General features: G+C 62.2%; 23 protein-coding genes. 9 read left to right on the top strand and 14 right to left on the bottom strand.

The window, feature by feature from the left end; all coding sequences use genetic code 11:
* Positions 1–40: 40 nt before the first annotated feature.
* Genes ACSZOQ_RS16210 through ACSZOQ_RS16200 form a run of 3 tightly spaced genes read left to right on the top strand, consistent with a single transcriptional unit; the run spans position 41 to position 4,142 of the window.
* Positions 41–2,245, top strand: a complete 2,205-nt coding sequence (locus ACSZOQ_RS16210) for an amylo-alpha-1,6-glucosidase (protein ID WP_439923456.1) — start codon at positions 41–43, stop codon at positions 2,243–2,245.
* Between the two features lie 57 nt (positions 2,246–2,302).
* A complete protein-coding gene (locus tag ACSZOQ_RS16205) occupies positions 2,303–2,809 on the top strand; it encodes a PRC-barrel domain-containing protein (RefSeq protein WP_439923455.1) in 507 nt (168 codons plus the stop codon).
* Entirely contained in the window at positions 2,796–4,142 is a 1,347-nt protein-coding gene (locus ACSZOQ_RS16200) for an MFS transporter (RefSeq protein ID WP_439923454.1), read from the top strand. The genes ACSZOQ_RS16205 and ACSZOQ_RS16200 overlap by 14 nt, the downstream gene beginning before the upstream one ends.
* Positions 4,143–4,158: 16 nt before the next feature.
* Here the strand turns inward: ACSZOQ_RS16200 and ACSZOQ_RS16195 are convergent, their stop codons facing one another.
* Positions 4,159–4,371, bottom strand: a complete 213-nt coding sequence (locus ACSZOQ_RS16195) for a hypothetical protein (RefSeq protein WP_439923453.1) — start codon at positions 4,369–4,371, stop codon at positions 4,159–4,161.
* A gap of 300 nt (positions 4,372–4,671) precedes the next feature.
* Here ACSZOQ_RS16195 and ACSZOQ_RS16190 point away from each other — a divergent pair, with 300 nt between their 5' ends.
* Positions 4,672–6,297, top strand: coding sequence for an FMN-binding glutamate synthase family protein (locus tag ACSZOQ_RS16190; protein WP_439923452.1), 1,626 nt, complete (start codon positions 4,672–4,674; stop codon positions 6,295–6,297).
* 67 nt (positions 6,298–6,364) lie between these two features.
* Here ACSZOQ_RS16190 and ACSZOQ_RS16185 read toward each other — a convergent pair whose 3' ends face one another.
* The 3 genes from ACSZOQ_RS16185 to ACSZOQ_RS16175 all read right to left on the bottom strand — a co-directional run bounded on the left by ACSZOQ_RS16185 (position 6,365) and on the right by ACSZOQ_RS16175 (position 10,034).
* Positions 6,365–8,380 (bottom strand): carbohydrate porin, encoded by a 2,016-nt coding sequence (locus tag ACSZOQ_RS16185; RefSeq protein WP_439923451.1) that lies wholly within the window; start codon positions 8,378–8,380, stop codon positions 6,365–6,367.
* 438 nt (positions 8,381–8,818) lie between these two features.
* Positions 8,819–9,079 (bottom strand): hypothetical protein, encoded by a 261-nt coding sequence (locus tag ACSZOQ_RS16180; RefSeq protein ID WP_439923450.1) that lies wholly within the window; start codon positions 9,077–9,079, stop codon positions 8,819–8,821.
* 136 nt (positions 9,080–9,215) lie between these two features.
* The gene (locus tag ACSZOQ_RS16175) at positions 9,216–10,034 is read right to left on the bottom strand and encodes a creatininase family protein (protein WP_439923449.1); all 819 of its coding nucleotides are present in this window, start codon (positions 10,032–10,034) and stop codon (positions 9,216–9,218) included.
* A gap of 237 nt (positions 10,035–10,271) precedes the next feature.
* On the opposite strand from ACSZOQ_RS16175, the gene ACSZOQ_RS16170 reads away from it, so the two are divergent.
* Genes ACSZOQ_RS16170 through ACSZOQ_RS16155 form a run of 4 tightly spaced genes read left to right on the top strand, consistent with a single transcriptional unit; the run spans position 10,272 to position 13,668 of the window.
* Positions 10,272–11,297: an ABC transporter substrate-binding protein gene (locus ACSZOQ_RS16170; protein ID WP_439926102.1), complete on the top strand. Its 1,026-nt coding sequence runs from the start codon at positions 10,272–10,274 to the stop codon at positions 11,295–11,297.
* A 12-nt stretch (positions 11,298–11,309) separates the two neighbouring features.
* Complete coding sequence (locus ACSZOQ_RS16165) at positions 11,310–12,116, top strand: ABC transporter ATP-binding protein (protein ID WP_439923448.1); 807 nt, start codon at positions 11,310–11,312, stop codon at positions 12,114–12,116.
* Entirely contained in the window at positions 12,113–12,952 is an 840-nt protein-coding gene (locus tag ACSZOQ_RS16160) for an ABC transporter permease (RefSeq protein WP_439923447.1), read from the top strand. Before ACSZOQ_RS16165 ends, ACSZOQ_RS16160 begins: the two co-directional genes overlap by 4 nt.
* Before the next feature lie 32 nt (positions 12,953–12,984).
* Positions 12,985–13,668 carry an AprI/Inh family metalloprotease inhibitor gene (locus ACSZOQ_RS16155; RefSeq protein ID WP_439923446.1) on the top strand — a complete coding sequence of 228 codons (684 nt, stop codon included), beginning with the start codon at positions 12,985–12,987 and terminating at the stop codon, positions 13,666–13,668.
* 48 nt (positions 13,669–13,716) lie between these two features.
* On the opposite strand, the gene radC is transcribed toward ACSZOQ_RS16155, so the two are convergent.
* Positions 13,717–14,427 (bottom strand): RadC family protein, encoded by a 711-nt coding sequence (gene radC / locus ACSZOQ_RS16150; protein WP_439923445.1) that lies wholly within the window; start codon positions 14,425–14,427, stop codon positions 13,717–13,719.
* A 125-nt stretch (positions 14,428–14,552) separates the two neighbouring features.
* Positions 14,553–15,377, bottom strand: a complete 825-nt coding sequence (gene map / locus ACSZOQ_RS16145; protein WP_439923444.1) for a type I methionyl aminopeptidase — start codon at positions 15,375–15,377, stop codon at positions 14,553–14,555.
* Positions 15,378–15,706: 329 nt separating this feature from the next.
* Between map and ACSZOQ_RS16140 the strand changes: the two genes are divergently transcribed.
* The gene (locus tag ACSZOQ_RS16140) at positions 15,707–17,500 is read left to right on the top strand and encodes a potassium/proton antiporter (protein WP_439923443.1); all 1,794 of its coding nucleotides are present in this window, start codon (positions 15,707–15,709) and stop codon (positions 17,498–17,500) included.
* An 8-nt stretch (positions 17,501–17,508) separates the two neighbouring features.
* On the opposite strand, the gene modC is transcribed toward ACSZOQ_RS16140, so the two are convergent.
* The 8 genes from modC to ACSZOQ_RS16100 form a co-directional block, all read right to left on the bottom strand.
* On the bottom strand, positions 17,509–18,174 hold the full coding sequence (modC, locus tag ACSZOQ_RS16135) for a molybdenum ABC transporter ATP-binding protein (RefSeq protein WP_439923442.1): 666 nt from the start codon (positions 18,172–18,174) through the stop codon (positions 17,509–17,511).
* Positions 18,175–18,176: 2 nt separating this feature from the next.
* Positions 18,177–18,872: a molybdate ABC transporter permease subunit gene (modB, locus tag ACSZOQ_RS16130; RefSeq protein ID WP_439923441.1), complete on the bottom strand. Its 696-nt coding sequence runs from the start codon at positions 18,870–18,872 to the stop codon at positions 18,177–18,179.
* Between the two features lie 271 nt (positions 18,873–19,143).
* Complete coding sequence (gene modA / locus ACSZOQ_RS16125; protein ID WP_439923440.1) at positions 19,144–19,968, bottom strand: molybdate ABC transporter substrate-binding protein; 825 nt, start codon at positions 19,966–19,968, stop codon at positions 19,144–19,146.
* 177 nt (positions 19,969–20,145) lie between these two features.
* The gene (locus ACSZOQ_RS16120; RefSeq protein WP_439923439.1) at positions 20,146–20,667 is read right to left on the bottom strand and encodes a hypothetical protein; all 522 of its coding nucleotides are present in this window, start codon (positions 20,665–20,667) and stop codon (positions 20,146–20,148) included.
* 170 nt (positions 20,668–20,837) lie between these two features.
* Complete coding sequence (gene mepA / locus ACSZOQ_RS16115) at positions 20,838–21,812, bottom strand: penicillin-insensitive murein endopeptidase (RefSeq protein ID WP_439923438.1); 975 nt, start codon at positions 21,810–21,812, stop codon at positions 20,838–20,840.
* Between the two features lie 141 nt (positions 21,813–21,953).
* A complete protein-coding gene (locus tag ACSZOQ_RS16110; RefSeq protein ID WP_439923437.1) occupies positions 21,954–22,328 on the bottom strand; it encodes a plasmid stabilization protein in 375 nt (124 codons plus the stop codon).
* Between the two features lie 81 nt (positions 22,329–22,409).
* A complete protein-coding gene (gene lepA / locus ACSZOQ_RS16105; protein WP_439923436.1) occupies positions 22,410–24,221 on the bottom strand; it encodes a translation elongation factor 4 in 1,812 nt (603 codons plus the stop codon).
* 697 nt (positions 24,222–24,918) lie between these two features.
* The gene (locus tag ACSZOQ_RS16100) at positions 24,919–25,635 is read right to left on the bottom strand and encodes a glycosyltransferase family 25 protein (RefSeq protein ID WP_439923435.1); all 717 of its coding nucleotides are present in this window, start codon (positions 25,633–25,635) and stop codon (positions 24,919–24,921) included.
* Positions 25,636–25,647 lie beyond the last annotated feature (12 nt).

Raw genomic sequence — 25,647 nt, 5'->3', positions numbered from 1 at the left:
GCTGGCGTCGCGCGATGGAGAATCCGGCAGGGGGCAGATAATGGCAATCAAGGCCACGGCTCAGATCACGATCATGCCGTCGTCGGAGGCACTTGCGGCGGAATCGCCGTTCTATATCCCGATGACGGGCCCCTCGGCCCGCCCGCGTCGCACGTTGAAGCACGACGATACGTTCGTCGTGCTGGACAGCCATGGCGATATCGGAGCTTCCGCCGGAGGACCCGACGGGCTGTTCAATACCGACACGCGCTATCTTGCCAGGCTGGAGCTGGTTCTCAACGACATGCAGCCGCTGCTGCTTGGCTCCAATTTGCGCAATGATAATTCCGGTCTGACGGTCGATCTGACCAATCCGGATATCTACGATGGCGAGCGAATCGTATTCCGCAAGGACACGATCCATATCGTGCGCACGATCTTTCTCTGGCGCGGAACTGCGTATCAGAGGATCGGCATTCAGAACCACGGCGAGCAGACAGCGAGCTTCGATCTCTCTTTGCTGTTCGACAACGATTTCGCGGATCTGTTTGAGGTGCGTGGCGAACGGCGCGCGCGCCGCGGCGTCGGTACCGGCGAACTGTCCGGTCCCACCACCGTCGTTCTGTCCTACGTAGGTCTCGATGAGATCGTTCGGACCTCGCGCCTGCATTTCGATCCGCGGCCGACGCGCCTGGCCGTCAACAGTGCGATCTATCATCTGGATCTGCCGCCGCAGCAGACCACCGCAATATTTCTCACAGTGTCCTGCAACAAGCCGGCAACGGAGATGCCCGGCCCGTTCTATCGGGGACTGCTGGCGCATCGCCGCGAAATGCGGCGCGCCTGGTCCGGCGCGACGAATATTGAAACCTCGAACAATATCTTCAACGAGGTGGTGTGCCAGTCGATGGCCGATCTGAACATCCTGATGACGGAGACGCCGCACGGCCGCTATCCCTATGCCGGGATTCCCTGGTACTCGACGACGTTCGGGCGGGACGGACTAATAACGGCGTTGCAGATGTTGTGGATCGACCCCGGCATCGCACGCGGTGTTCTCGGGAGGCTCGCGGCGTTTCAGGCGCAGGTTACCGATCCTCTCGCAGATGCGGAGCCAGGAAAGATTCTGCACGAGATGCGCGGCGGAGAAATGGCCGCGCTGCGCGAGGTGCCGTTCGAGCGGTACTACGGCAGCGTCGATTCGACGCCGCTGTTCGTGCTGCTGGCGGGGCTTTACGTCGAACGCACGGGCGACGAGTCGATCCTGCAGGAGCTGTGGCCGGCGATCGAGGCGGCGCTGGGCTGGATCGACGGCCCCGGCGATCCGGACGGCGACGGCTTCGTCGAGTATCGGCGCGCGTCCGAACAGGGCCTCGCCAATCAGGGCTGGAAGGATTCGTTCGACGCGATCTTCCATGCCGACGGCACACTTGCGGAAGGCAATATCGCGTTGGCCGAGGTGCAGGGTTACGTCTTTGCCGCCAAGCGAGCGGCGGCGCGGTGCGCGCGCGCGCTCGATCTGACCGACCGCGCCCGCGAGCTGGAGCAGGCCGCAGAGCGTCTGGCGTCCCGGTTCGAGGAGGCCTTCTGGCTGCCGGATCTGCGTACATACGCGCTGGCGCTCGATGGAAAGAAACGGCCTTGCAAGGTACGGACGTCGAACGCCGGACAATTGCTTTTCACCGGTCTGGTCGGTGAGGAACGAGCACGGATGGTCGCCGCCGACCTGATGCGGGCGTCGTTCTTCACCGGATGGGGGATCCGCACTGTTGCCATCGGGGAAGCGCGCTACAATCCGATGTCCTATCACAATGGCTCGATCTGGCCGCATGACAATGCGCTGATTGCGCTCGGGCTCGCGCGATACGGCCTCAAGCATTCGGTCGAACATGTCTTCAAGGGATTGTTCGACGCGGCCACCTACATGGATTTACGGCGGCTGCCGGAATTGTTCTGCGGCTTCCGGCGTGAGCCGCGGCGCGGGCCTACACTCTATCCCGTCGCCTGTTCACCCCAGGCATGGGCGAGCGCCACGCCGTTCACGCTGCTGGAAGCGGCGTTAGGCCTGGAGTTCGATGCTGCGAGGAACGAGATCAGGCTGCGCAATCCGCGGCTTCCTGCATTCCTCAATGAGGTGATCCTGCGCGGGCTGCATCTTGGCGAATCAAGTGTCGATTTGCGTCTGCGCCGTCATGATGAGGATGTGTCGCTCGAGGTGTTGCGGACGCGAGGCCACATTCAGGTGTCGATCGTGCTGACGCGCTAGTGCAAAGAACACACCGAACGGCGTTCGCGCCATGACTTAATTGGGCAGCGAGGATTCATGTCTCGGTCAGGCTCGACGATTGCCGTTCTTTCGATCGCCGCTTTGGTTTTCGTCGCCACGCACGTGATGGCTGACGACGCGCAGCCGCAGGCCAATCCAGCCCCCGCCAACCCGCCGGTGGTCGCAAAGCCATCGAGCGAGACCACCGTTCCGCCGCCATCGATCACCGTGATCGGTCCCGCCGATGCCCATGGCGTGCTGGGGCGCGAGGTGCGAAGCACGAGCGGTCAGAACATGGGGCGGATCGTCGATGTCATCGTGGACCGGACGAGCGCGCCGCGCGCCGCCGTGATCGATTTCGGAGGCTTTCTCGGGGTTGGCAGCCGAAAGATCGTGGTTGACTGGAATGCACTCCACTTTGGCGGGGTGAAGGGCTCGAACGACAGCATCAGCCTCGAACTGACGCAGGATCAGGTGAAGGCGGCGCCGGAATACAAGGAGGGCGCGCCTGTCGTGGTGCTGGGCGCGTCGGGAGCCTTGCAACCCCTCAATGTCGGTCCTTGACCAGGGAGGACATCCGATCCGCTTTGCGCGACTGGCCCGACGATCATCCGACCCGGATAGCGCGCGCCAGCAGCGGGCGGGCGCCGGAGATGTGCATCCGCCGCCGGTGGCCGGCGCGCAGGACCATCATCCTTCGGCACAAAGCCAGCGCGGCCTCGACTGGTTCATCTTCTTCCTCGCGGACGTGCAGACCGGATTCGGCCCTTTCGTTGCGGTCTATCTCACCACGCAGAAGTGGACGCAATCCGAGATCGGGTTGATTCTGTCGATCGGCGGGGTCGTCGGTCTGATCGGTCAGATGCCGGGCGGCGCAATCATCGATGCGGCCCGCTCGGAGCGGCTGGTCGCGGGGCTCGCCGTCGCCACGATTGGTGCCAGCGCGCTCGCTTATGCGGCCTGGCCGATCTTTCCGGTCATCGCGCTGGCGGCGATCCTGCATGCCGCGGCGAGTTGTGTGCTCGGACCCGTGATCGCCGCGATCAGCCTCGGTCTTGTGGGGCCGCGAGCGATCGGCGAGAGACTTGGACGCAATGCGCGCTACGCATCCCTTGGCAATGGCGTGGCAGCGGGCGTGATGGGCATCGTCGGATACCTGCTGTCGAGTCGCGCGGTGTTTGTGGTGAGTTTCGCGTTTGCGGTCGCGACGCTATTTTCACTCACGCGAATCCGCGACCGGGAAATCGATCCGGAACAGGCCCATGGGGCGATTGCGCGCGCCGAGCCGGATGCCGATGCGACCAGCATCGTCCATCTTCTGCGTCAGCGGCCGCTGGTTATTTTTGGCTGCACGGTTTTCCTGCTGCAGTTTGCCAATGCCGCCATGCTGCCGTTGATGGCGGGCATCGTGACCGAACGTTCAAGCGAGGGCGCGCCGGCGTTGATCGCGCTCTGCATCATAGTCCCGCAGGCGATCGTCGCCCTGACGTCACCTTCTGTCGGGCGGAAGGCTCAGCTATGGGGACGCCGCCCGCTGCTCATGATCGCCTTCGCAGCGCTGGCTCTTCGAGGAGCCTTGTTTGCAACAGTTCACGATCCGTCGCTGCTGGTCGCCGTGCAGGTGCTGGACGGCATCACGGCCGCGGTGTTCGGCGTCATGATACCTCTCATTGTTGCCGACGTTGCCTTCGGCTCCGGTCATTTCAACCTCGCCCAAGGCATCATTGGCACGGCCGTCGGAATAGGCGCGTCGCTCAGCACGGTGGTAGCCGGTTATGTGAGCGATCAGTTCGGGCATGGCGTCGCGTTCATGGCGTTGGCCGCTGTGGCATTATCGGGCCTGCTGGTGGTCTGGACCCTCATGCCGGAAACCCGCCTCGCGGAGCGACCGGAGTGAGGGTCGCAATAGCCGCTTAATGGCTCCAAGGTTCTGAGTTGCGTTTCTCAAGCTCCTTGATCCGGGCTTCGTATTCTTCGGCGAGCTTGAGAAGGCGCTTTTCGGTGAACGGATCTGTGCCCTTTAGGAGGCGGCGGCAGCGTTCTGCCTGTTGCTTTAGGAACTCAATATCCATGATGCCATCGAATCTTGTGAGTTCCTGGACTTGGTCGCCTTCAATGCTCGTCACCAAACCCTGTCGGCGGCCTGAAACGAAAAAGGAAGGAAGGCGACGATCCCCGAAATCAATGCGAACGCTGGGTAACACGCGCCGAGGTCTTGCGTTCCCGGTTATGCACAAGAGTTGCGGTGATTTGAGGAAGGGCAGCGCGTCCAAACGCCGCGGATGTCGTGTAATATCCGGCAAACTCGGGGACCCTGCAGACCGTCGCCTTCGCGGCGATGGCAGGGTCGGGGGCTCGTTCTGCCGGCTCGCAGCGGATTTGCCGGCAAGGATTGGTTTTAGCAAGGGTTGGTTCAGCGAGGATTCATGGAAACGTTGCTGCTTCCCTTTTCGCCGCGCTTCATCGTCCTGACGATCTGTGCCGTGGTCACGGCGCTGCTGATCGGTCTCGGGATCGAGGATCACGAAACCCTCAAGGTGGTGGTCGTTCCGATCCTGATCTTCGGCGCACTGACCGCGCTCGGCATCCGCGACCTCCTGCAAAAGAGTCACGCTATCCTGCGCAACTATCCGATCGCGGCGCACATCCGTTTCCTGCTCGAGGAAATCCGCCCGGAAATGCGGCAGTATTTCTTTGAGAGCGAAAAGGACGGTATGCCGTTCAGCCGCGACACCCGCTCGGTGGTCTACCAGCGCGCGAAAATGGTGCTCGACAAGCGTCCGTTCGGCACCCAGGAAAAGGTCTATGCCGAAGGCTACGAATGGATGCACCATTCGATGGCGCCGAAGCCTCATGCCGAGGAGAGATTCCGCATTACCATCGGCGGACCGGATTGCACGAAGCCCTATTCGGCGTCGGTCTTTAACATTTCCGCGATGAGTTTTGGCGCGCTCAGCCCCAATGCGGTGCGCGCCCTTAACGCTGGCGCCAAAAAGGGTGACTTCGCCCATGACACCGGCGAGGGCGGCGTCAGTCGCTACCATCGTGAAAATGGCGGCGACCTGATCTGGGAAATCGGCTCCGGCTATTTCGGCTGTCGTACCCGTGACGGCGGCTTCAATGCCCGTGAATTCGCCCGCGTCGCGGCCGACGACCAGATCAAGATGGTCGAGCTCAAGATCAGCCAGGGAGCCAAGCCCGGTCATGGCGGGGTGTTGCCGGCCGCCAAGGTCTCCGAGGAAATTTCCAGCATTCGTGGCGTCGGCATGGGCGAGGATTGCATTTCGCCGTCCCATCACAAGGCATTCTCGACGCCGGTCGGCATGCTGAAATTCATTGCCGAGATGCGGCGGCTGTCGGGCGGCAAGCCGGCCGGGTTCAAGCTCTGCATCGGGCACAAATGGGAGTTTCTCGCCATCTGCAAAGCGATGGTGCAAACCGGCATTTACCCCGATTTCATCGTTGTCGACGGCAAGGAGGGCGGCACCGGCGCCGCGCCGCTGGAATTCATGGATCATCTCGGCATGCCGATGCGCGAGGGCGTCAACTTCGTCCACAACGCGCTGATCGGCATCAATGCGCGCGACCGAATCAGGATCGGCGCGTCCGGCAAGATCGCGACCGGTTTCGATATCGCGCGTGCCATCGCGCTCGGCGCCGACTGGTGCAATTCGGCGCGTGGCTTCATGTTCGCGCTCGGCTGCATCCAGTCGCTGAACTGTCACACCGATCGCTGCCCGACCGGGATCACCACGCAGGATCCGTCACGCAACCGCGCTGTGGTGGTGCCGCACAAGCTCGAGCGGGTCTACAACTATCACCAGGCCACGCTGTTGGCGCTGACCGAACTGATTGCGGCGGCGGGGCTGGAGCATCCGCGGGAGCTGCGTCCGGTTCACTTCTCGCAGCGCGTGTCGAATACTGAGGTGGCGTCGTTCGACCAGCTCTATCCGATGCTGCGGCCCGGCGAACTGCTCGCCGGCACTGCCGATCCGCGCTTCCGCGACGCCTGGGCGCAGGCGCAGGTGGATTCGTTCGCGCCGGCATCGTAACTCGTCATTCCGGGTTCACGCTTCGCGCGCGCCGATGCGCAATTGCGCATCTGGGAATGACATTGCTTCAGAACTCCCCGTGCAGCCGTCCGGAAAACACGTGCACCGGGCCGCGGTCGGCGTTGTAAGCGGGGTTCGTAATGAACTGATAGTCCGCGGTCAGCGTGAACTGTTTGTCCAGCGCATAGGCATAGTAAGCTTCCAGCACGCGCTCATTGCGGTAGTTGAGCTGACCGTCGCCGATGAGAACGCCGAGGCCACCGGCGGCGATGAAGTCGCGATGATCCTTTGACAAGGCATTGATCGCGCCGCCGAGACCGATCACATCGTCCGGCCGCCCCCAATGCGTGCCCTTGATCGAGGTGCCGAGCGCGAGGCTGGCATCGATGTCGGTGAACGCCATGATTTCGGTCTTGCCGTCATTCCAGCTCCAGCGGCCGAACAGTCCGATATCGTCGGTGACAGCCTGCTCGACGTTGGCGGCGTAACCATACTTGATGCGGCCGGTGCGGGTCTGCGCAATGTCGAGATTGAGAGCCGGATCATTCAGCGTCTCGCGATAGCTGCCCATGTAGGCGCTGTTGAGCCAGCCGATGGTGCGGATTTTGCCGGGCTGGCCCAGCAGCGAATAGCGCGTCTCCAGTTCCAGCACATACTCGCCACGCTGGAGCAGGCGGGTGTCGAAACTGTTCGAGTTCGATTCCGCGTCCATCAGAAAATAGCCGCCGCGCAGCGCCCACTGTTTCTGGTTGAGTTCGGCGGTGACGCCGTAGCTGAGGCCAACCTTGTCCGCAGAGTAGTCGAAGGCGCCCGGCGCCCACAGCGACCAGTTCATGAAGTCCTTGCGGGTGTCCTTGGCATAGGCGTTGCCATCGAACACGTCGGTGACGGCGAACTTGCCGGCTTGGACCGTCAGCCGCGAGATGTCCGCCTTGCCGGCGATCTGTGCCGGTCCGCTCGCCAATTCTTCCTGCTCGCCGCCGAAGCCGAAAGTCTGGCGCACGAACAGCCGCGAGGTGTTGTAGTGCGGATAGGGGAAGTTGGATTTTTGCGCCTCGCCGCTCGGGAAACCTGCCACGCCCACGGTGTCATTGAGCCCAAAACCCTGAAGCAGTTCGGGATTGTAATAGACCTCGCCGCCGTCCCACAGCCGCGCGTTCAAAAACAGGCTGTTGCTCCACGACGCCTGATATTGTGCGGCGGGTGTCAGGCTGTTGACGCCGCTGTAGGGCGCGCGGAAGGATGGATAGCCTTGGCCGAGATAGGTGGTCTGGCCGTGAATCTCCCAGCGGTCGGATTCAGGATTTGTCAGAGACGTCAGCGAGAGATCGGCGGTGCCGGCCGACCCGCCGAGCTTGCGGTTCAGGCCGATGCGGATCGACTGAAAATCCATCGTCGCGGCGTATTGCGCGGCCGACGGAAACTGAACGTTCGTCTTGTCGAACTGGTAGTAGAGATATTCGAGTCGCGCGCTCCAGTGCGGTGCGAAGGCGTATTCAAGCCCCGCGCCGGCGGCCCAGCCGAGCCGGATATTCAACGCTTTCTCTTGATCTCCTGATGGCAGGCTATTGAGATAGCGCTCGCCGGCCCAGGCCAGACCGCCGCTGGCATAGGCGAGCCACGGGCCCGTTGCATAGCCGACCCGTCCGCGCGCTGATCCGATGAAGTCCCATTGGTGGGTGACATCGGAGCGCGCACTCGAAAGCTTTGAGACGATCGAATTGGACTCGATGTAGCTTGGGAACGAGACATCGGTTTCGATGCCGAGCAGCAGTCCAGAGGGAAGCCGGACATTGTAGCCGGCCTGAACGCCGCCGATGCTGCCGCCGAAATCGCTGCGACCGGTGATCGCCGCGGGATCGACGAGCATAGCTGTGGATCGGCCGCCGCCGAACCCGGCATGGGCGCCAAAATACAGGCCGGTCCAGTCGATCACCGGGCGGGCCACTGCTTTCGCCGGCAGGAGGGATGCGCTGACATCGGCGGCGACGGCCGAGTCGCCCAGTGCCAGCGCTCCCAGCGCTACCCCGGCCAGCACAACCTGCTTCCTGCACCGTAGCCGGAGTGGCCGGATTGCATTCATCGGACCGTCCGCTCGGACTGGTAAGGCCCCGTATTGGTCATTATCGCCCCATTGATCGCAACGCCTCACCTGGTCTCTCGGTCCGCAAGGCGCGATCGCCGATCCGCGACCGGTTTGATATCGCCATTCTCCCGTTGATTCGCCCGCGGATCAGGTCCAGATGAACTTATTCCCGATTATTATTGCAACTAATTCGCAATAGCAACTGGTATCAATAGGACGAATCTTGCTTGCCATTATCCAATGACAACGATGCAACAGCGGTCAGCTGGCTGTTCGGCGTCGCCGGTGACGTCGGTTTCTCGTCATGGGATGCGACCGGAACGGCGGGAGCGTACAGACGAAGCGACCCGCCCAATGAAATGGGCGGGTCGTTTTCAGTCGAGGGACGATTGTTGAGCGGCCCGTTTCAGTCGCGGGCAGATGACGTTGACCTGATCAATCGCAGACACGGACGCGGCCGACATAGTTGCCGAACGTGTCGTACTGGCGAACCCAGCCGCAGCGGCGATAGCCGTCGTAGTCATAACTGTCAGCCGCGATGGCGCTGCCGACCGCCGCCGCGCCGATCACGCCGGCAGCGATACCGAGGCCGAGACCCAGGCCCCTGGCATCGGCGTGCTGTGTTGAACCCGCGACCATGCCGGTGGCGGTGATAGCAACGAGTGCGACGGCAGCGATCTTGGTCTTGAGCGACATTTGAAAACTCCATCATGTTGGCGCGGCCCGTCTGGCCGGCATGCCCATTTGGTGGAGGCGTCACCGATTTCGGTTCGAAAAAGTTTGGTTTCAGTTCGGTTTCACGGCGGTAGCGATTGTTCGAAGGGTTAACGGTTCAGTCCCGATCGCGCGGGTTGCCTCTGAGAATTACCGGATCGAACCTTGTCATGTCGGCCAGCAATTCGCAGAACGCACGTGCGCCGTGCTCCAGCAGCCGTTCGCCCTTTTCCGCGGAGGCCTGCGTCGCATCGCCCACGGCGCCGCTCGGGTGAAGGTCCTGCGTCTGCCAGGCAAACGGCGCGGGCCGTTGCGTGCCGAGCCAGCGATAGGTCTTTTCGATCGCAATGCTTGCAGGGCGGAAGTCGGCAATCCCGTCGCGTCGTATCTCATCCGGGTGGCGCGCCAGCATGATCGAGGTTTCGACCGCGCCGCCATGAATGCCATGGCGCAACTCCTGCGCATCGAACAGGCCATCCGGCACGCCGAAGCGCGACCATGCGGTGGTGACCGCGAGCAACCGATGCCGCGCGCGCAAGTCCTGCGCCACCATTGTCATGGCGGCACTGTTGCCGCCGTGGCTGGACACCATCACGATTTTTCTGATTCCCCTCCGCGCCACGTCTTCGCCCAGCGCGGTCCAGGCCCTGAGCGCCTCCTCGTTGGTCAACGTCTGCGTGCCGGCAAAATCCGTGTGCTCCGTGGAAATGCCGACCGGCTGCACTGGCAGAAAAGTCGCGGGAACGTCCGGCGGCAGCAGCTCGCGGACCCGCGCAAGATAGGCTTCCGCGATCAGCACGTCGGTCGTGAGCGGCAGATGCGGCCCGTGCTGCTCGGTCGCCGCCAGCGGCAGCACCGCGATCCAGTTCGCCGCGGCCGTTGGCGGAATATCGGGCCAGTGGATAGCGGACCAGTCGAAAGGGGGCGTCCGGGTCATCGTGCGCAGCGTTTCATCGAGTTGAAATGCAGGTTATAGCGTTTTCGAGCGAAGTGGATACCGGTTCGCGTGAAGAAAACGCGTCAAATCAAAATCATAGGGCCCCGCTTCTGATTCCATCAGAAGCGAAAACGCTCTAGGTTGTCGTATCCAATTGACCGCGGGCCGAATCCAGCAGGGTTCGCGCCGATCCGGTCGCTTCCTATCATGGGCCAGAACGATCGAGGGAGTCCAATGATGCGCCTTGTCCTTTTGCTGCGAACGTTAACGGCCGGGTTGGTGCTGGCGCTTGGTCTCGCCGGACCGGCCACGGCCGAGCCGGCGGCGCTGGACAAGGTCTCCTTTGGTACAAACTGGGTTGCGGAGGGCGAACACGGCGGCTTCTTTCAGGCGTTGGCCGACGGCACCTACAAAAAATATGGCCTGGACGTGACCATCGTGCCCGGCGGTCCCAACGTGAACAACCGGGTGCTCCTGATCTCCGGCAAGCTCGATTTCTTCATGACAGCGAACACGCTGCAATCGTTCGATGCGGTGGCCAACAACGTGCCGGTCGTCGCGGTCGCCGCGATGTTTCAGAAGGATCCGCAAGTTTTTCTCGCGCATCCGGAATCGAAGGTGACGAAAATCGAGGACCTGAAGCCGCTCACCCTGTTCATCTCCAAGGAAGGCATCGCGAGCTATTTCCAGTGGCTTAAATCCGAGTATGGATTCAGCGGAGAGAAGGTCAAACCTTACACTTTCAACGCGCAGCCCTTTCTCGCCGACAAGAAGAGCGCGATGCAGGGCTACGTCACCTCCGAACCGTTCGCGGTGGAGAAGCAGGCGGATTTCAAACCGACCGTGATCCTGCTCGCCGATGCCGGCTTCAACCCGTATTCGACCCTGATCGAAACCCGCCGCGATCTGGCCGAGAAGAAGCCAGATCTGGTGCAGCGCTTCGTCGACGCCTCGATCGTCGGTTGGTATACCTACCTGTACGGCGACAACACGGCCGGCAATGCCATGATCAAGAAGCTCAATCCTGAAATGACCGACGGCCTGCTGGCCTATTCGGTGGCGAAGATGCGGGAGTATGGCATCGTCGATTCCGGCGACTCCTTGCGCGACGGCATCGGCGCCATGAGCGATGCGCGCTATGCGAGCTTCTTCGACAAGATGGTGCTGGCCGGTGTGGTGCGGCGGGACATCGATTTTCGCAAGGCCTACACTCTGCAGTTCGTCAACAAGGGCGTTGGCCTCGACTTGCGGCCCAAGAAATAGAATCCGGTGCCGATGATCGAGCCTGCAACAGCGCTGTCCGAAGCCGAAACGAGTCCGCGCGCGGGAGACGCCGTCAGCCTGAATGGCGTCACGAAACGCTATGACCGCGGCGTTACGGCGCTGGGACTACTCGATTTCAATGTGCGCAAGGGCGATTTCGTGTCGCTGCTCGGGCCGTCCGGCTGCGGGAAATCGACCGCGCTGCGGATCATCGCCGGGCTGATCGCGCCGACATCCGGCACGGTTTGCGTCGCCGGCGGCGGGCGCTCCATCGGCTTCGTGTTTCAGGAACCGACGCTGATGCCATGGGCGAGCGTGCGCGACAACGTGGCGCTGCCGCTGAAACTCGCGCACCGGCCGCGCGCCGACATCGGTGGACACGTTGAGGCCGCGCTGGCGCGGGTCGGGCTTGCAGAGTTCGCAGCCGCCTATCCGCGCGAATTGTCCGGGGGCATGAGGATGCGGGTGTCGTTGGCGCGCGCGCTCGTTACCGATCCCGACATCCTCTTGATGGACGAGCCGTTTGCGGCGCTCGACGAGATCACCCGCTTCCGCCTCAACAATGACCTGCTGGCGCTGTGGCGCGACTTGCGCAAGACCGTCATCTTCGTCACCCATTCGGTGTTCGAGTCGGTCTATCTCTCGCGGCGCGTCGTGGTGATGACTCCGCGTCCCGGCCGCATCAGCGCTGAGTACCGCATCGATACGACTGAACCGCGCGGCGAGGATTTCAGAACCTCTGCGGAATATGCCGCGTATTGTCGTGAAGTGTCGATCGGGCTGTCGCTGGCGACGGGCAAGGGAGCGCTCCGCCGATGACGGTATCCGATCCATCGGCGGCGGCGGCCAGCAACGAGGCATCGGATCGCGCTCGGCAGGCGTCCGTTGCGCGCGTGCTGTTGCCAATCGCCGTATTGGCGGCCGGCGTTCTGATGTGGGATCTGGTGGTTCAGATCTACGATATTCCGCCCTATGTGCTGCCGGGCCCAAGGCTTGTGGCGGCGACGCTGCTGCAGGATTGGCCGATCCTCTGGCAATCGCTGCTGACGACCTTGCTGACCACGGTGGAGGGCTTTGCTGCCGCGGCCGTCGGCGGCGTTTTGCTGGCGCTGCTGTTCAACCAGTCGAAATGGCTGGAACATGCGCTCTTGCCCTATGCGATCATCCTGCAGGTCACGCCGGTGATCGCGATCGCGCCGCTGTTGTTGATTTACTTGCCCCAGCAGACCGCAGTGATCGTCTGCGCCTGGATCGTCGCGTTCTTTCCGGTGCTGTCGAACACCACGCTGGGTCTCAATTCGGTCGACCGCAATTTGGGAGGTCTTTTCCAGCTCTACGGCGCATCGCGGATACAGACGTTGCGATATTTGAAACTGCCGGCGGCATTGCCTTACATTCTCGGTGGATTGCGCATCGCTGGTGGCCTGTCACTGATCGGCGCGGTGGTTGCTGAAATTGCGGCGGGTTCGGCCGGCGCGGGTTCGGGTCTCGCCTACAGAATTGCGGAATCCGGCTACCGGCTCAACATTCCGCGCATGTTCGCGGCGTTATTGTTGCTCTCGGTGGCGGGCATCGTCATTTATATGTGCCTTGCGGCGGTGTCGCATCTGATGTTGCGGCGCTGGCACGAAAGCGCGCTTGGGAAGGAAAACTGATGGCCTTGCCTTTCTCCTTGGATAAGATCGACATGAGATTCGTCCTCGCCGCCATCGCGACGCTGATAATCTGCGGACCGGCCGCGTCGGCGCAAGACACGTCAGCCTTGAAAAAAAACATGATCGGACAGTGGGAGCTGTCGACCACCGAACGCAGCAAGACCTGCGTCGTGACGCTCAAGGGCGATCCATCGCCGCAGGGTCTCAGGCTCGATCTTGAACCGGGCTGCGCGGCGGCGTTGCCGTTCACGAAGGACATCACGGCCTGGACCGTCGCCGGTCTCGATATCGTGCGCCTGCAGACCGCCACCGGCGCACCGGTGATCGATTTCACCGAAGTCGAAAGCGGCATTTTCGAAGGCCGGCGGGAGAATGAGGGCATCTACATCCTGCAAAATCTTGCCGAGGCACGCTCGCTGGCCAAATCGATGGACCAGATGATCGGCGACTGGGCCTTCGTTCGTGGCAACGGTCAGACCATCTGCGGCATAACGCTGACCAACACCGAAGTTCCGCCGGACAATTTCCAGGCCTTCCTTAAACCCAAATGCGATCCGGCGATCGCCGGCTTCAAGCCCGAGGTCTGGCGGCTCGAGCACGGCGAAATCCTGCTGATGTCGGCGAACGGCGGAACCTGGCACTTTCAGGCGGACGACAACGCGCAGTGGCGGCTCGTCCCAGACACCGCAAATCCGCTGATTCTTGTGAGGCAGTAAGCATCGCTGCTTCCCTGCTTTATCAGCCCCTTGCCGGCTGTTCATAGCCTAGATCAGCCGCAGGCCTTTCAGGCTGGCGTGGCCGTTCTTGCCGACGATGATATGGTCGTGCACGGAAATCCCCAGCGGGGCCGAAATGTCGACAATCGATTTGGTCATCTGGATGTCGGCCTGCGACGGCGTCGGATCGCCGGAGGGGTGATTGTGCACCAAGATGATCGCGGTCGCCGATAGTTCGAGCGCGCGTTTGACGACCTCGCGCGGATAGACCGGCGTGTGATCGACGGTGCCGACCTGCTGCACTTCGTCCGCGATCAGCTGATTGCGCTTGTCGAGGAACAGAATGCGGAACTGCTCCTTGTCCGCGAACGCCATCGAGGTCCGGCAATAGTCGATCACCGCGGTCCATGACGACAGCATCGTCCGCTGCTTCAATTGTCCCTTGGCCACACGGCTGGCGCTCGCCGCGATCAGCTTGATTTCGATGATTGCTGCTTCCCCAAGTCCGCTGATCTCGCGGAGCCGGGCGTCGGGCGCGTGAACCACCTCGGCGAATGACCCGAATCTGCCGATCAGGGACTTGGCCAGCGGCTTGACGTCGCGACGGGGCAGCGCGCGAAACAGCACTATTTCGAGCAGTTCGTAATCACTGAGCGCATCCGGTCCGGCGTCGCGGAATCGCTCCCGCAGCCGCTCGCGATGGCCGTGATAATGCGGCGCTTCGGCAAATCCTGAGGGGTTGTCGGCGTCTGCGGGCATTGGATGCAGCGAACCAGTTGGTCGCTGCAACCTTGCCGCGGCCGGCGGTATTTGCAACCCCAATTCAGGGATGCGAGTCACGAAAGGATACGCGGTCCAATGCGATCTTTGCCGGGGCTCGAGGTTCAGCCGCCGTAGGGCGGCTTGTCGAGCTTTTGCGGTGACAGCGTGAAGATCTCGACCCCGGTCTGGGTCACGCCGACCGAATGCTCGAACTGCGCCGACAGCGAGCGGTCGCGCGTCACGGCGGTCCAGCCGTCCGACAGGATCTTCACGTGCGGCTTGCCGAGGTTGATCATCGGCTCGATGGTGAAGAACATGCCCGGCCTGAGCGGGACGCCATCGCCGGGCCGGCCGATATGGATGATGTTCGGTTCGTCGTGGAACATGCGGCCGAGCCCGTGGCCACAGAAATCGCGGACCACGCTCATGCCCTGCGGTTCGACGAAGCTCTGGATGGCGTGGCCGATATCGCCGGTCGTCGCGCCGGGCTTGACCGCGGCGATGCCGCGCATCATCGCTTCATAGGTCACTTCGATCAGCCGTTCCGCCTTGCGTGCGATCGGGCCGACCGGGTACATCCGGCTCGAATCGCCGTACCAGCCATCGACAATGAGAGTCACGTCGACGTTGACGATATCGCCCTCTTTGAGGGCGCGATCACCGGGCATCCCGTGACAGACCACGTGATTGATCGACGTGCAGGTCGAGTAGCGATAGCCGCGATACATCAGCGTTGCAGGATAGGCGCCATGGCTGAAGGCGAATTCGCGCACGAAATCGTCGATTTGCGACGTTAGCAGGCCCGGTTTCACCAGATCGGCGAGTTCGTCGAGGCAGCGCGCCGTCAGGGCGCCAGCCTGGCGCATGCCGGCGAATCCGCTCGGGCCATGCAGTTTGATTTGTCCGGTCTTGCGCAGGGAGGTTTCGGAGGCTTCGACGTAGCTCATCAGACGATCTGGATCCGGAGGAAAGGAATGGTCGGCTTCTAATTTAATGGATGGCGCTGTCAGCGCAAGCTGAAGCAGCCATCGAAAGCCCGCGCGGCAGGTTCGGTCCGGTTGCGCGACGGCGTCGTCGGGGTGCGTCGTGTTGACGCCGTCTGGCTCTGGCGCCGCGCTGCCCGGCTCGATCAGTTCCCATCAATACGGCAATACGGGAGCTTTGCGCGTTGCGTTCGCGGCTGGAGAGCAGGACGCTGACGGGCAGAAATCGGTTGGCGCGCTGCGCGGGCGACGATAAGGATGAAAATGCAAGTGTTTACCGCTTCGGAACTCTGATGGCATCTCTGGATTCGGTCAGTCTGGCGATCCTGCTCGGCGCGATTCTGGTTATGGCCGGAATTCTGTCGAGCCTGCTGGCGCTCCGGTTCGGCGCCCCCTTGCTGCTGGTCTTTCTGTTCATCGGCATGTTGGCGGGCGATTCCGGGCCCGGCGGCTTGGTGTTCAGTGATGTCCAAAACACCTATCTCGTCGGATCGGCCGCGCTGGCGCTGATTCTGTTCGACGGCGGTCTGAAGACGCGATTCCAGAGCATCCGCACGGTCCTGGCGCCCTCGATGGTGCTCGCCACGCTCGGCGTGCTGCTGACCGCGCTCATCACCGCGCCGGTAGCGAAATATGCGCTCGACCTCAACTGGACCGAAGCGCTGCTGATTGGCGCGGTCGTCGCCTCCACCGACGCGGCCGCGGTGTTTCTGCTGGTTCATGCGCAAGGGCTGCGGCTGCGTCCGCGCGTCGGTGCGACATTGGAAGCGGAGTCCGGCACCAACGATCCATTTGCGGTCTTTCTCACGCTGATGCTGGTGGAGCTGATCTCGGTGGGCGACAGCTCGGTCTGGCATGTGGTGCTGGAGTTCCTTCGGGAGTCCATGCTCGGCGGTATCGTCGGAGTGATCGGCGGGCGGCTCGTGGTCGCCGCGCTGAACCGTGTGGCGCTTCCTCAAGGGTTGCATGCGCCGTTCGTCACGACCGCGGCGCTCGTGATTTTCGGGGTGGCGCAGATATTCCACGCATCCGGGTTTCTCGCGGTCTATCTCGCGGGCATCATTGTCGGCAACCGGCCGACTCGCGCCCACAACTCAGTGGTGACGTTCCTCGATGCCGCCACCTGGCTGGCGCAGATCGTGATGTTCGTGTTGCTCGGCTTGCTGGTCTCGCCGCAGCGCCTGCTGGACAGCGCCCTGCCGGCGGTCATCGTCTCGCTGGTGCTGATGCTGGTGGCGCGGCCGCTCGCGGTGTTTCTCTGCCTCGCGCCGTTTCGCTTCAACTGGCGGGAAAAGCTGTTCATCGCGTGGACCGGACTGCGAGGCGCGGTTGCAATCTTCCTCGCCTCGATACCGATGCTGGTCGGCTTGTCGAAGGCCTATCTGTATTTCGATGTCGCTTTCGTGGTGGTGATCATCTCGCTGTTGCTGCAGGGCTGGACGCTGGCCGCCGCCGCGCGGCGGCTGCATGTGGCGCTGCCGCGCGCCGAACGAGGCCCGCGCCGCGTCGAACTCGATCTGCCGGGACAGCTCGAACAGCAGTTGGTCGGCTATGCGGTGCGGCCGAAGAGCCTGTTCCTTCGGCGCGGGCTGATTCCGTCATGGTCGAAGCCGACGCTCGTGATCCGCAACGAGAAAATTCTGACACCGGCTGAAGCGGAGCCGATTGCGGCGGGGGATTACTTCTATTTACTCGCGCCGCCGGAAAAGGCCGAGTCGCTCGATCGCTTCTTCGTCGACATGCAGCCGATGGCGTCGCCGGACCCGCATCTGCTCGGCGATTTCCTGGTTTCGGGCGAAATCACCGTTGGCGATATCGCGCAGATCTACGGCATTTCAGTCGATCCGGCCGCCGCGCAGCTGACGCTGGCGGATTACTTCGACGTCCATCTTGACCGGGCGCCGAAGGAGGGTGCGACCCTGCCGCTCGATACCATCGTTCTTGTCGCGCGCAACATCAGCGAAGGCCGCGTCAATGCGGTCGGACTTCGTTTGCCTGAAGACGAAGAGGAGCTGCCGCCGCTGACACGGATGGGCGCATTCAGGCAGAAAATGGCGAAAGGCTGGTCGTCGATTGCAAGGATTTGATCTGTAAATCAGGCTGGCAGCACTTCGATGCCACCGAATGCGGCGACGCGTCCGCGCTTCAGGATCACGACTTGCGAAGCGAGCTGGCGCAATTCATCGGGATCGTGGGTGACATAGACCATCGGCACACCGGTTTCATCGCGCAGTCGGATCAGGTAGGGCAGGATCTCCGCCTTGCGATCCTCATCCAGTGCTCCCATCGGTTCGTCCATCAACAGGAGTCGGGGCCGCGTCAGCAGCGCACGGCCGAGCGCCACTCGCTGGCGCTCGCCGCCGGAGAGCTGGCCGGGCCGGCGATCTAGCAAATGACCGATATTGAGCATTTCGTTGAGTCGGGTTTCCTGCGCGGTGTCGCGGGTCAGGCGGTTCATCCGGCGCCCGTAGTCGAGATTCCTGCGCACATCGAGATGCGGAAACAGCCGCGCGTCCTGGAAGACATAGCCGATGCGGCGGCGATGCACAGCGATATGGAACCGTTGCGTGGTGTCGTCGAGCGCTTCGCCGTCGACGGAGATCACGCCGCGGTCCGGTTTCTGCAACCCGGCGATCATGTTGATCAGCGATGTCTTGCCCGAGCCTGATGCTCCGAAAAGGCCGGTGACTCGCCCTTCGCTCGCAAATGCGACATCGACCGAGAAATTGCCAAGCTGTTTCGATACCTCGACACGCAGCATGATCAGTTTCCGTGCAGCCGACGTGTCGCGCGCCGTGCAAACAGCTCAGAGGCGACCAGCGCCGCCATCGACAAGACGATCGACACGATCACCAGCCGAAGCGCCGCCGTATCGCCATCCGGCGTCTGGATCAGCGAATAGATCGCTGCGGAAATGGTCTGGGTTTCACCGGGAATATTGGAGACGAATGTGATGGTCGCGCCGAATTCGCCGATTGCTTTCGCAAAGCCGAGTACCATGCCGGCAAGAATGCCAGGCAACGCCAGCGGCAGCGTCACGGTGGCGAAGACCTGCCATGCCGAAGCCCCGAGCGTGCTCGCGGCCTGTTCCAGCCGTCGGTCGACGGCTTCGATCGACAGCCGGATCGGCCGTACCAGTAACGGGAACGACATCACGCCGCAGGCGAGCGCTGCTCCGGTCCAGCGAAATGCGAAAACGATCCCGAGGTGATCGGCAAGCCACTCGCCGACCAGCCCGCGTCTGCCGAAGGTCAGAAGCAGCAGATAGCCGGTCACGACAGGAGGCAGCACCAGCGGCAGATGAACGGCGGCGTCGATAATCGATTTGCCCCAGAACTCGTACCGCGCCAGCGCCCACGCCAATCCGATGCCGATCGGTGTCGCGAACAGCGTCGCGATCACAGAGACCTTGAGCGAAAGCAGGATCGCTATCCATTCGGTTGGCGAGATGTCAAACATGGGGTCTCGGTAATGTTTTTGTCATGACGAGGCCGAGCTAAAATTGGTTTCCAATTTTGCTTTTGGCTCAAGGACGACACCCGGAGCGCGATCAGCAAAGTGGATTCCGGTTTTGCTCTAAAAATGTCAGAATGCGCCTGATCTTTTCGCCAAACCGCTCACACTTTGGCGGATCACGCGCTAGCGTCGTCCTGACTGCGACGAAGCATTCCGCGACCCTAACCCTCCCCCGCAAACGGGGGAGGGAAGGCGATGGCGACATTATTCAGGTTTAGGTCGTCGGGCTGACCAGGAACGAGAAGCCGTATTTCTCGAAGATCGCCTTGGCTTCCGAGCTGCGCAGGAAGGCAAGATAATCCGCTGCGTCCTTATGAGCGGTGGAAGTCGCCGCGACCGGATAGACGATCGGCGGATGCGAGTTCGCCGGGAATGTGGCGACGATCTTCACGCCGGGTTCGACCTTGGCGTCGGTTGAATAGACGATGCCGAGCACGGCTTCGTTTCGCGCCACCAGCGCCAGCGCTGCGCGAACGTTCTCCGCCATTGCCATTTTCGGTTCCACCGCGGTCCATGCACCGAGTTTTTCCAGCGCGGCCTTGGCATATTTGCCGACGGGTACGGACTGGACATCGCCGGTCGTGACCTTGCCGTCGCCTGCGAGCTTGGCGAGATCAAAGCCATGGTCAATGGTGACTTTGTCGATCTTCGAATCCTTCGGCGCGATCAGCACGATGCTGTTGCCGAGCAGGTTGACACGGGTCGGTTCGCTGATGGCTTTCTTGTCCTTCACGTAATCCATCCACGCCGTATCGGCTGACATGAAAACATCGGCCGGCGCACCCTGTTCGATCTGCTTGGCCAGCGCCGAACTCGCCGCATAGCTCGCGACGATCTTGACCCCCGTCTTGGCGGTGTACGCTTTGTCGACATCGTCGAGCGCGTTCTTCATCGAAGCCGCGGCGAACACGGTCAGCGTCTTGTCCTGCGCGGCGGCGGGCGCCATGGCCGAGGGCTTGGCGTCCTTGGCAGAGGCCGGCACGGCGAGGAAGGCACCGACCAGCAATGCCGAGAACAATGAACGGGTGAATATCTTCATAAGGCGCTCCAAATCAGTCCAGCGCGAGTGACAGCGCAGACGATACAAGGGATTGACATAACGATCAGTGGAAGCGCCGTTCCATGGTTTCCAGGAGGCTTACGGCCAGCCGGAAAGATCGCTTTGGCGACAATATCAGCCGCACGACGCACACGTAAAGAGCTGCGGTCCCGGGTTTCAGTGTGCGGCGGGCGTAAAGGCGAGGTTGATGGTGTCCTTGGCGGCGCCGCTGACCTGTATAGTCACCGGGCCGGGCGCAAGATCGAACCGGACACTTTTCCTGGCTCCTGTGCAGCCGGTGACGCCGCTGAATCCGTTCGGCTTGAGATAGGCGTCGCTCTGGACGACATCGATCCAGCCGTAGTCCGAGATTGTCACGGTATAGAGTCCTGCGGACCCCGCGGTGGCGCGAACGAAGCCTGCGTAGGTGTCCGGCTTTTGCTGGCGTTCCGGCGGTTTAGGCAAAGCCGCGTCAGCGATAGGGCGCAGCGTCATCGTGACGGCGACCGGCGATGGTGGTGTTTCGACGCCAGCCGCCAGCTTCGGCAAAGAGGGCGCGGTGAGTAGCGCGATGTCCTTCTCCGTTGGCCATTTGAATTTGTCGCATCCGACGGGATCGGCGGCGAAGGCCGGCGTCGCGGCGATCAGAAGCAGCGCAATTGATAGGGATGACCGCTGGTTGCATGCACTGATGCGCATGATGAATCCTTCGCAAATGGTATCCCTGCGTCACAACGTCACGCGAGGGCTTGCCTGGGGGAATTAAAGGAGGATCAGATCGCTCTGATCTGCCTCGCCAGCGCTTACGGCGCGGCGTCGCCGGATGTTAGCGGGTTTTCACGTTTGACGAAACCGTCCGTGCGCGCCGGCTACGGCATTGCGATCGTCTTTGCATCCGGCGCGGCCAGCACCTGACGGCAATCGGTCGGCAGTTGCGACAGCGTGATCTGCGGCTTCGGCTTCGGTGGCACCTTCGGCGGTTTCGGATGCAGCACGGCGTCGCTGAACCAATAGGCGAGATCGCCGGCGCTGCATCCTTCCTTCTCTTCTGGCGGGGTCTGAGATTCACACTGAGGGTTGCCCGGCGGGCACTTGATGCGGATATGGAAATGATAGTCGTGGCCGTACATGGGACGGATTTTCCAGAGCCAGCTGTGGTCGCCCTTGGCCTCGCGGCACAGCGCTTTCTTGATCGCGGCATTGACGAAAATGCGCTCGACAGACGGCTCCCTGGCTGCTGCACGGATGACGCTGAGATGACTTGGCGTCCATGCGTGGGGATCGATATCGAGACGGTCACGACGCACCATCATGACCGCTGACATCTCCTCGCGTTCGTTGCGCGACAACAGCCGGTTCGGCATCGGCGTCAGCCAGACATCCGCGTCAAGCCCGATCTGGTGACTGGCGTGGCCGGTAATCATTGGGCCGCCGCGCGGCTGCGCCATGTCGCCGATCAGAAGTCCCGGCCAGCCGGCATCCCTGTGTACCCTGGCCGACAGTCGCTCCAGCAGCGCGACCATGGCGGGATGGGCCCAGTTGCGGTTGCGCGACAGCCGCATCACCTGCCACGTCGGCCCGGTGATCGGCAGCGCTTCGGCGCCGGCGATGCAGCCCTTCGCATAAAAACCGATGACGTGCGGCGAGCCGGCCGTGGGGAGCATTTTGCGGCCGAACAGTTGCTTGGCGCCGAGCGTGGGGTCGTCGGGATTGGCCAACGGCGGCAACGGCTTCGGGTACAGCGTGCCCTTGTCCTGCGCGAATGCCCCAGGCGCCGTCGCGCCGCCGCCCAGGACGGCGATGGCGCATGTCAGAAGCAGCGGGAGAATCGCGCGGACCTTCATGAGCAGTGATTCTATAGCGTTTTCGAGCGAAGTGGATACCGGTTCGCGTCAAGAAAACGCATCAAAATATAAAACTGGAGTCCGGATTCGATCCATCAAGACGAAGCAACTCTAGCGGAACCGCGCCCTTTGAGGCTGCCTTCATGCTCGCTTGCGCGCAGTTTTCTTCGCCGGAGAGCGTCTTGCCTTCGCCGGGGAACGCTTTGCGGCATTGCGTTTGCGGGTCGCCGCGGCCTTCTTGGCCGAGCGCGACCGTTCGGTTGCCGGACGCGCGGCCGAAGCCTTGCCGCCGCGTGGTCCGCCGATGCGCCCGCCGCGCTTCGACGAAACTTTTGTGGTCTTGCGGCCGCGGCCCGATCCGCTCTTCTCGCCGCCGCCGCTTTCGCGGTTCACCGTCGCCCATGCCCGGCGCTCGGCTTCCTTCTTTTTTATGCCGCGCTTCTCGTAGCCTTCCTCGATATGCTCTGCCTCGCGCTTCTGCTTGTTTGTGTAGCTCGATTTGTCGCCGCGCGGCATGACGCGTCTCCCGGGTGTTTCACTCAAGTCGAAACGTCCGGAGGTTGGGAGGGTTCCTTTCAGCAGGCGAACTGTGGCGGATCAGCTATCCACCTTGAGCGCGGCAATAAAGGCTTCCTGCGGGATGTCGACCTTGCCGAACTGCCGCATCTTCTTCTTGCCTTCCTTCTGTTTCTCCAGAAGTTTTCGTTTGCGGCTGACGTCGCCGCCGTAGCATTTCGCGGTGACGTCCTTGCGCAGCGCGCGCACCGTTTCGCGCGCGATCACTTTGCCGCCGATCGCGGCCTGGATCGGAATCTGGAACATGTGCGGCGGGATCAACTCCTTCATCTTCTCGACCATGGCGCGGCCGCGGCCCTCGGCGCGGGTCCGATGCACCAGCATCGAGAGTGCGTCGACCGGTTCGTTGTTGACGAGGATCTGCATTTTCACGAGATCGGCCGGCTTATAGTCGGTGAGATGATAGTCGAACGAGGCGTAGCCCTTGGAGACGGACTTGAGCCGGTCGTAGAAGTCGAACACCACTTCGTTGAGCGGCAGATCGTATTTCACCATCGCGCGCGAGCCGACGTAAGTGAGTTCCTTCTGCGAACCGCGCCGGTCCTGGCAGAGTTTCAGCACGCTGCCGAGATAGTCGTCGGGGGTGAGGATGGTGGCCTCGATCCACGGCTCCTCGATCTCGGCGATCTTCACCACGTCCGGCATGTCGATCGGATTGTGAATCTCGATCTCGCTGCCGTCGGTGAGGTGCATCTTGTAGATAACGCTCGGGGCGGTCGCGATCAGGTTGAGATCGAACTCGCGGGAGAGGCGCTCCTGGATGATTTCGAGATGCAACAGGCCGAGGAAGCCACAGCGGAAGCCGAAGCCGAGCGCGGCGGAGGTTTCCATCTCGAACGAAAAGCTGGCGTCGTTGAGGCGCAGCTTGCCCATCGCCGCGCGTAGCGTTTCGAAGTCGTCGGCATCGACCGGGAATAGGCCGCAGAACACCACGGGGATCGCCGGCTTGAAGCCGGGCAGCATGTCCGTCACTGGCTTGCGGTCGTCGGTGATGGTGTCGCCGACGCGGGTATCCGCGACTTCCTTGATGGCGGCTGTGATGAAGCCGATCTCGCCGGGGCCGAGCTCGTCCACCTGCGTCATCTTCGGTGTGAAGAAGCCGACGCGCTCGACATCGTAGGCGGCGTTGGTGCCCATCATCCGGATGCGCGAGTTCTTCTTCATCACGCCATCGACGACGCGGACGAGAACGACCACGCCGAGATAGACGTCGTACCAGCTATCGACCAGCAGCGCCTTCAGCGTGGCGTCGCGGTCGCCTTTCGGCGGCGGCAGGCGGGTGACGATGGCTTCCAGCACATCGGGCACGCCAAGGCCGGTCTTGGCCGAGATCATCACCGCGTCGGACGCGTCGATGCCGATCACGTCCTCGATCTGCTGCTTCACCTTGTCGGGCTCGGCGGCGGGCAGATCGACTTTATTGAGAATGGGTACGATCTCATGGCCGGCATCGAGCGCATGATAGACATTGGCAAGCGTCTGCGCCTCGACGCCCTGGCTGGCGTCGACCACGAGCAGCGAACCCTCGCAGGCGGCCAGCGAACGCGAGACCTCGTAGGCGAAGTCGACGTGGCCCGGCGTGTCCATCAGGTTGAAGACGTAGTCCTTGCCGTCCTTGGCGCGGTATTTCAGGCGCACCGTCTGCGCCTTGATGGTGATGCCGCGCTCGCGCTCGATATCCATCGAGTCGAGCACCTGCTCCTTGCCCGCCATCTCGCGATCGGTGAGGCCGCCGGTCATCTGAATCAGGCGGTCGGCCAGCGTTGACTTTCCATGGTCGATATGGGCGACAATGGAGAAGTTGCGGATGTAGGAGATGGGGGTCGTGCTCATGGGCGGGGGATAGCACCGTCGCTAAACGGCAGCAACTCCTTCGGAATTGCGATGGCCCGGTCGCGATTCTTTTCCGGCTGAAACCGGCTAGGGTTGGCGCTGTCCTGCCGCCGGAACTGATCCTGACGGTAATGTCACGTCGGCAGGATGCCTTATGAGCGCTTCATGTTTTCGCCCAGCTGGATCGATCGGCTGGGCTGCTGGCAACCTCGCGACGCGCCTGTCCGATGTGCGCGCCAGCGACGATCTCGCCGCCGGAATGATCGTCATGCACGTGGTTCTTACGAATCCTGGTCCGCGGAGGCGTTTCAACCGGCGACGCCGTTCGCGTGGGTTTTGCGATCCGAAAGAGTGGGGCCATCAAGAGTGCAGCGATTGGATGCGTGCCACATGCCGGGCGTCGAGCATTTGGTTATGAAGACGGTCCCGCCGAGGCACGGGAAATCTACCATTGTCGCGCCCTTAAGCGGAACGTGAAACCGATGCGCGCGGCGCGGATCACGCCTCGGCGATGACAGGGGTTAAGGGACGTGTCCGTGCCCGGCCGATGGCGACAATGCAGACGATCACCGCATAGACCAGCAGGTCCCGCAGCCACGACGGCCAAATCGTTGGTCCACCGAAAGCTCGACGAAAATGCCGATCCGCAGCGACCGAACGACGTGCCCAAGCTGAAAAGGACGATTCGACGACATGGTTACCGCCATGCACGCCATCGTTTGATCTTGCCACGATAAACGCGCTTGATGGCGAATTCGACCTTCAAGCGAAAACGATTGCGCGGTTTGCGCGCCAATGAACTTTCGAAACGCCCGTTGAGACTGCCTTGCTCGGCCAAAGGCGGATCGCTCCACAGGAATGGAATGCCGAGCTCGGGATCGGCGCGGTTGAAAGTGATGTCGATCGGTTTGTCGAGACGATTCCTGTAGATCCAGTTGAGGCGTGCCTCGGCCTCCGGCCGCCCCAGCACATAAAGCTCCGTGTTACGCACCCGGGTGCCTTCATAGAGCAGCTCGCCAGACCTGATTTGGGAGGCCGGTACATAGAAGTTGGTGGCCGCGCCGAGATGGAGAATGCGCGGTCGGGGCCACCGCTTCGCTGCTTCGAGCATCGGGCGGAGCTGATTCTGAAAATCGTCGCAAAACTGTGTGTCGTCCTCGACGATGAACGCGAGGTCGTGATGATTCTCGACGATACGCTGCATCGCCACGATGTGTTTCAGGGCGCATGATTTCTGCCCCGGGGTGAGATCGGCGCCCGGGACGAAATACTTGCGATCGATTTCATCCGAGATGTCGGCGGGCTCCATGTCCAGAATCCATTCGAAGCTGATCCCGGCGTGCTGCAGCTCCCGTCGGATATGATCCTCACGTTCGGGAAGGGACGTGCTGTGAATGACATAGGCTGGAAGCATGCTGCTAACCTC

The sequence above is a fragment of the Nitrobacter sp. JJSN genome, assembly GCF_051912485.1.
GTDB lineage: Bacteria > Pseudomonadota > Alphaproteobacteria > Rhizobiales > Xanthobacteraceae > Nitrobacter.
The sequence above is the reverse complement of the archived record's forward strand: the minus strand, read 5'-3'. Positions and strand labels throughout refer to the sequence as shown.

Excerpts from the sequence above, each read along its gene's own strand:
- ACSZOQ_RS16180 (WP_439923450.1), bottom strand. The coding sequence starts at position 9,079 with ATGTCGCTCAAGACCAAGATCGCTGCCGTCGCACTCGTTGCTATCACC.
- mepA (WP_439923438.1), bottom strand. The coding sequence starts at position 21,812 with ATGAAGGTCCGCGCGATTCTCCCGCTGCTTCTGACATGCGCCATCGCC.
- modC (WP_439923442.1), bottom strand. The coding sequence starts at position 18,174 with ATGCTGCGTGTCGAGGTATCGAAACAGCTTGGCAATTTCTCGGTCGAT.
- ACSZOQ_RS16100 (WP_439923435.1), bottom strand. The coding sequence starts at position 25,635 with ATGCTTCCAGCCTATGTCATTCACAGCACGTCCCTTCCCGAACGTGAG.
- radC (WP_439923445.1), bottom strand. The coding sequence starts at position 14,427 with ATGCCCGCAGACGCCGACAACCCCTCAGGATTTGCCGAAGCGCCGCAT.
- modA (WP_439923440.1), bottom strand. The coding sequence starts at position 19,968 with ATGAAGATATTCACCCGTTCATTGTTCTCGGCATTGCTGGTCGGTGCC.
- lepA (WP_439923436.1), bottom strand. The coding sequence starts at position 24,221 with ATGAGCACGACCCCCATCTCCTACATCCGCAACTTCTCCATTGTCGCC.
- ACSZOQ_RS16200 (WP_439923454.1), top strand. The coding sequence starts at position 2,796 with ATGTCGGTCCTTGACCAGGGAGGACATCCGATCCGCTTTGCGCGACTG.
- ACSZOQ_RS16190 (WP_439923452.1), top strand. The coding sequence starts at position 4,672 with ATGGAAACGTTGCTGCTTCCCTTTTCGCCGCGCTTCATCGTCCTGACG.
- ACSZOQ_RS16210 (WP_439923456.1), top strand. The coding sequence starts at position 41 with ATGGCAATCAAGGCCACGGCTCAGATCACGATCATGCCGTCGTCGGAG.
- ACSZOQ_RS16165 (WP_439923448.1), top strand. The coding sequence starts at position 11,310 with ATGATCGAGCCTGCAACAGCGCTGTCCGAAGCCGAAACGAGTCCGCGC.
- ACSZOQ_RS16170 (WP_439926102.1), top strand. The coding sequence starts at position 10,272 with ATGCGCCTTGTCCTTTTGCTGCGAACGTTAACGGCCGGGTTGGTGCTG.
- ACSZOQ_RS16160 (WP_439923447.1), top strand. The coding sequence starts at position 12,113 with ATGACGGTATCCGATCCATCGGCGGCGGCGGCCAGCAACGAGGCATCG.
- ACSZOQ_RS16185 (WP_439923451.1), bottom strand. The coding sequence starts at position 8,380 with ATGAATGCAATCCGGCCACTCCGGCTACGGTGCAGGAAGCAGGTTGTG.
- modB (WP_439923441.1), bottom strand. The coding sequence starts at position 18,872 with ATGTTTGACATCTCGCCAACCGAATGGATAGCGATCCTGCTTTCGCTC.
- ACSZOQ_RS16110 (WP_439923437.1), bottom strand. The coding sequence starts at position 22,328 with ATGCCGCGCGGCGACAAATCGAGCTACACAAACAAGCAGAAGCGCGAG.
- ACSZOQ_RS16175 (WP_439923449.1), bottom strand. The coding sequence starts at position 10,034 with ATGACCCGGACGCCCCCTTTCGACTGGTCCGCTATCCACTGGCCCGAT.
- ACSZOQ_RS16205 (WP_439923455.1), top strand. The coding sequence starts at position 2,303 with ATGTCTCGGTCAGGCTCGACGATTGCCGTTCTTTCGATCGCCGCTTTG.
- ACSZOQ_RS16140 (WP_439923443.1), top strand. The coding sequence starts at position 15,707 with ATGGCATCTCTGGATTCGGTCAGTCTGGCGATCCTGCTCGGCGCGATT.
- ACSZOQ_RS16120 (WP_439923439.1), bottom strand. The coding sequence starts at position 20,667 with ATGCGCATCAGTGCATGCAACCAGCGGTCATCCCTATCAATTGCGCTG.
- ACSZOQ_RS16155 (WP_439923446.1), top strand. The coding sequence starts at position 12,985 with ATGAGATTCGTCCTCGCCGCCATCGCGACGCTGATAATCTGCGGACCG.
- map (WP_439923444.1), bottom strand. The coding sequence starts at position 15,377 with ATGAGCTACGTCGAAGCCTCCGAAACCTCCCTGCGCAAGACCGGACAA.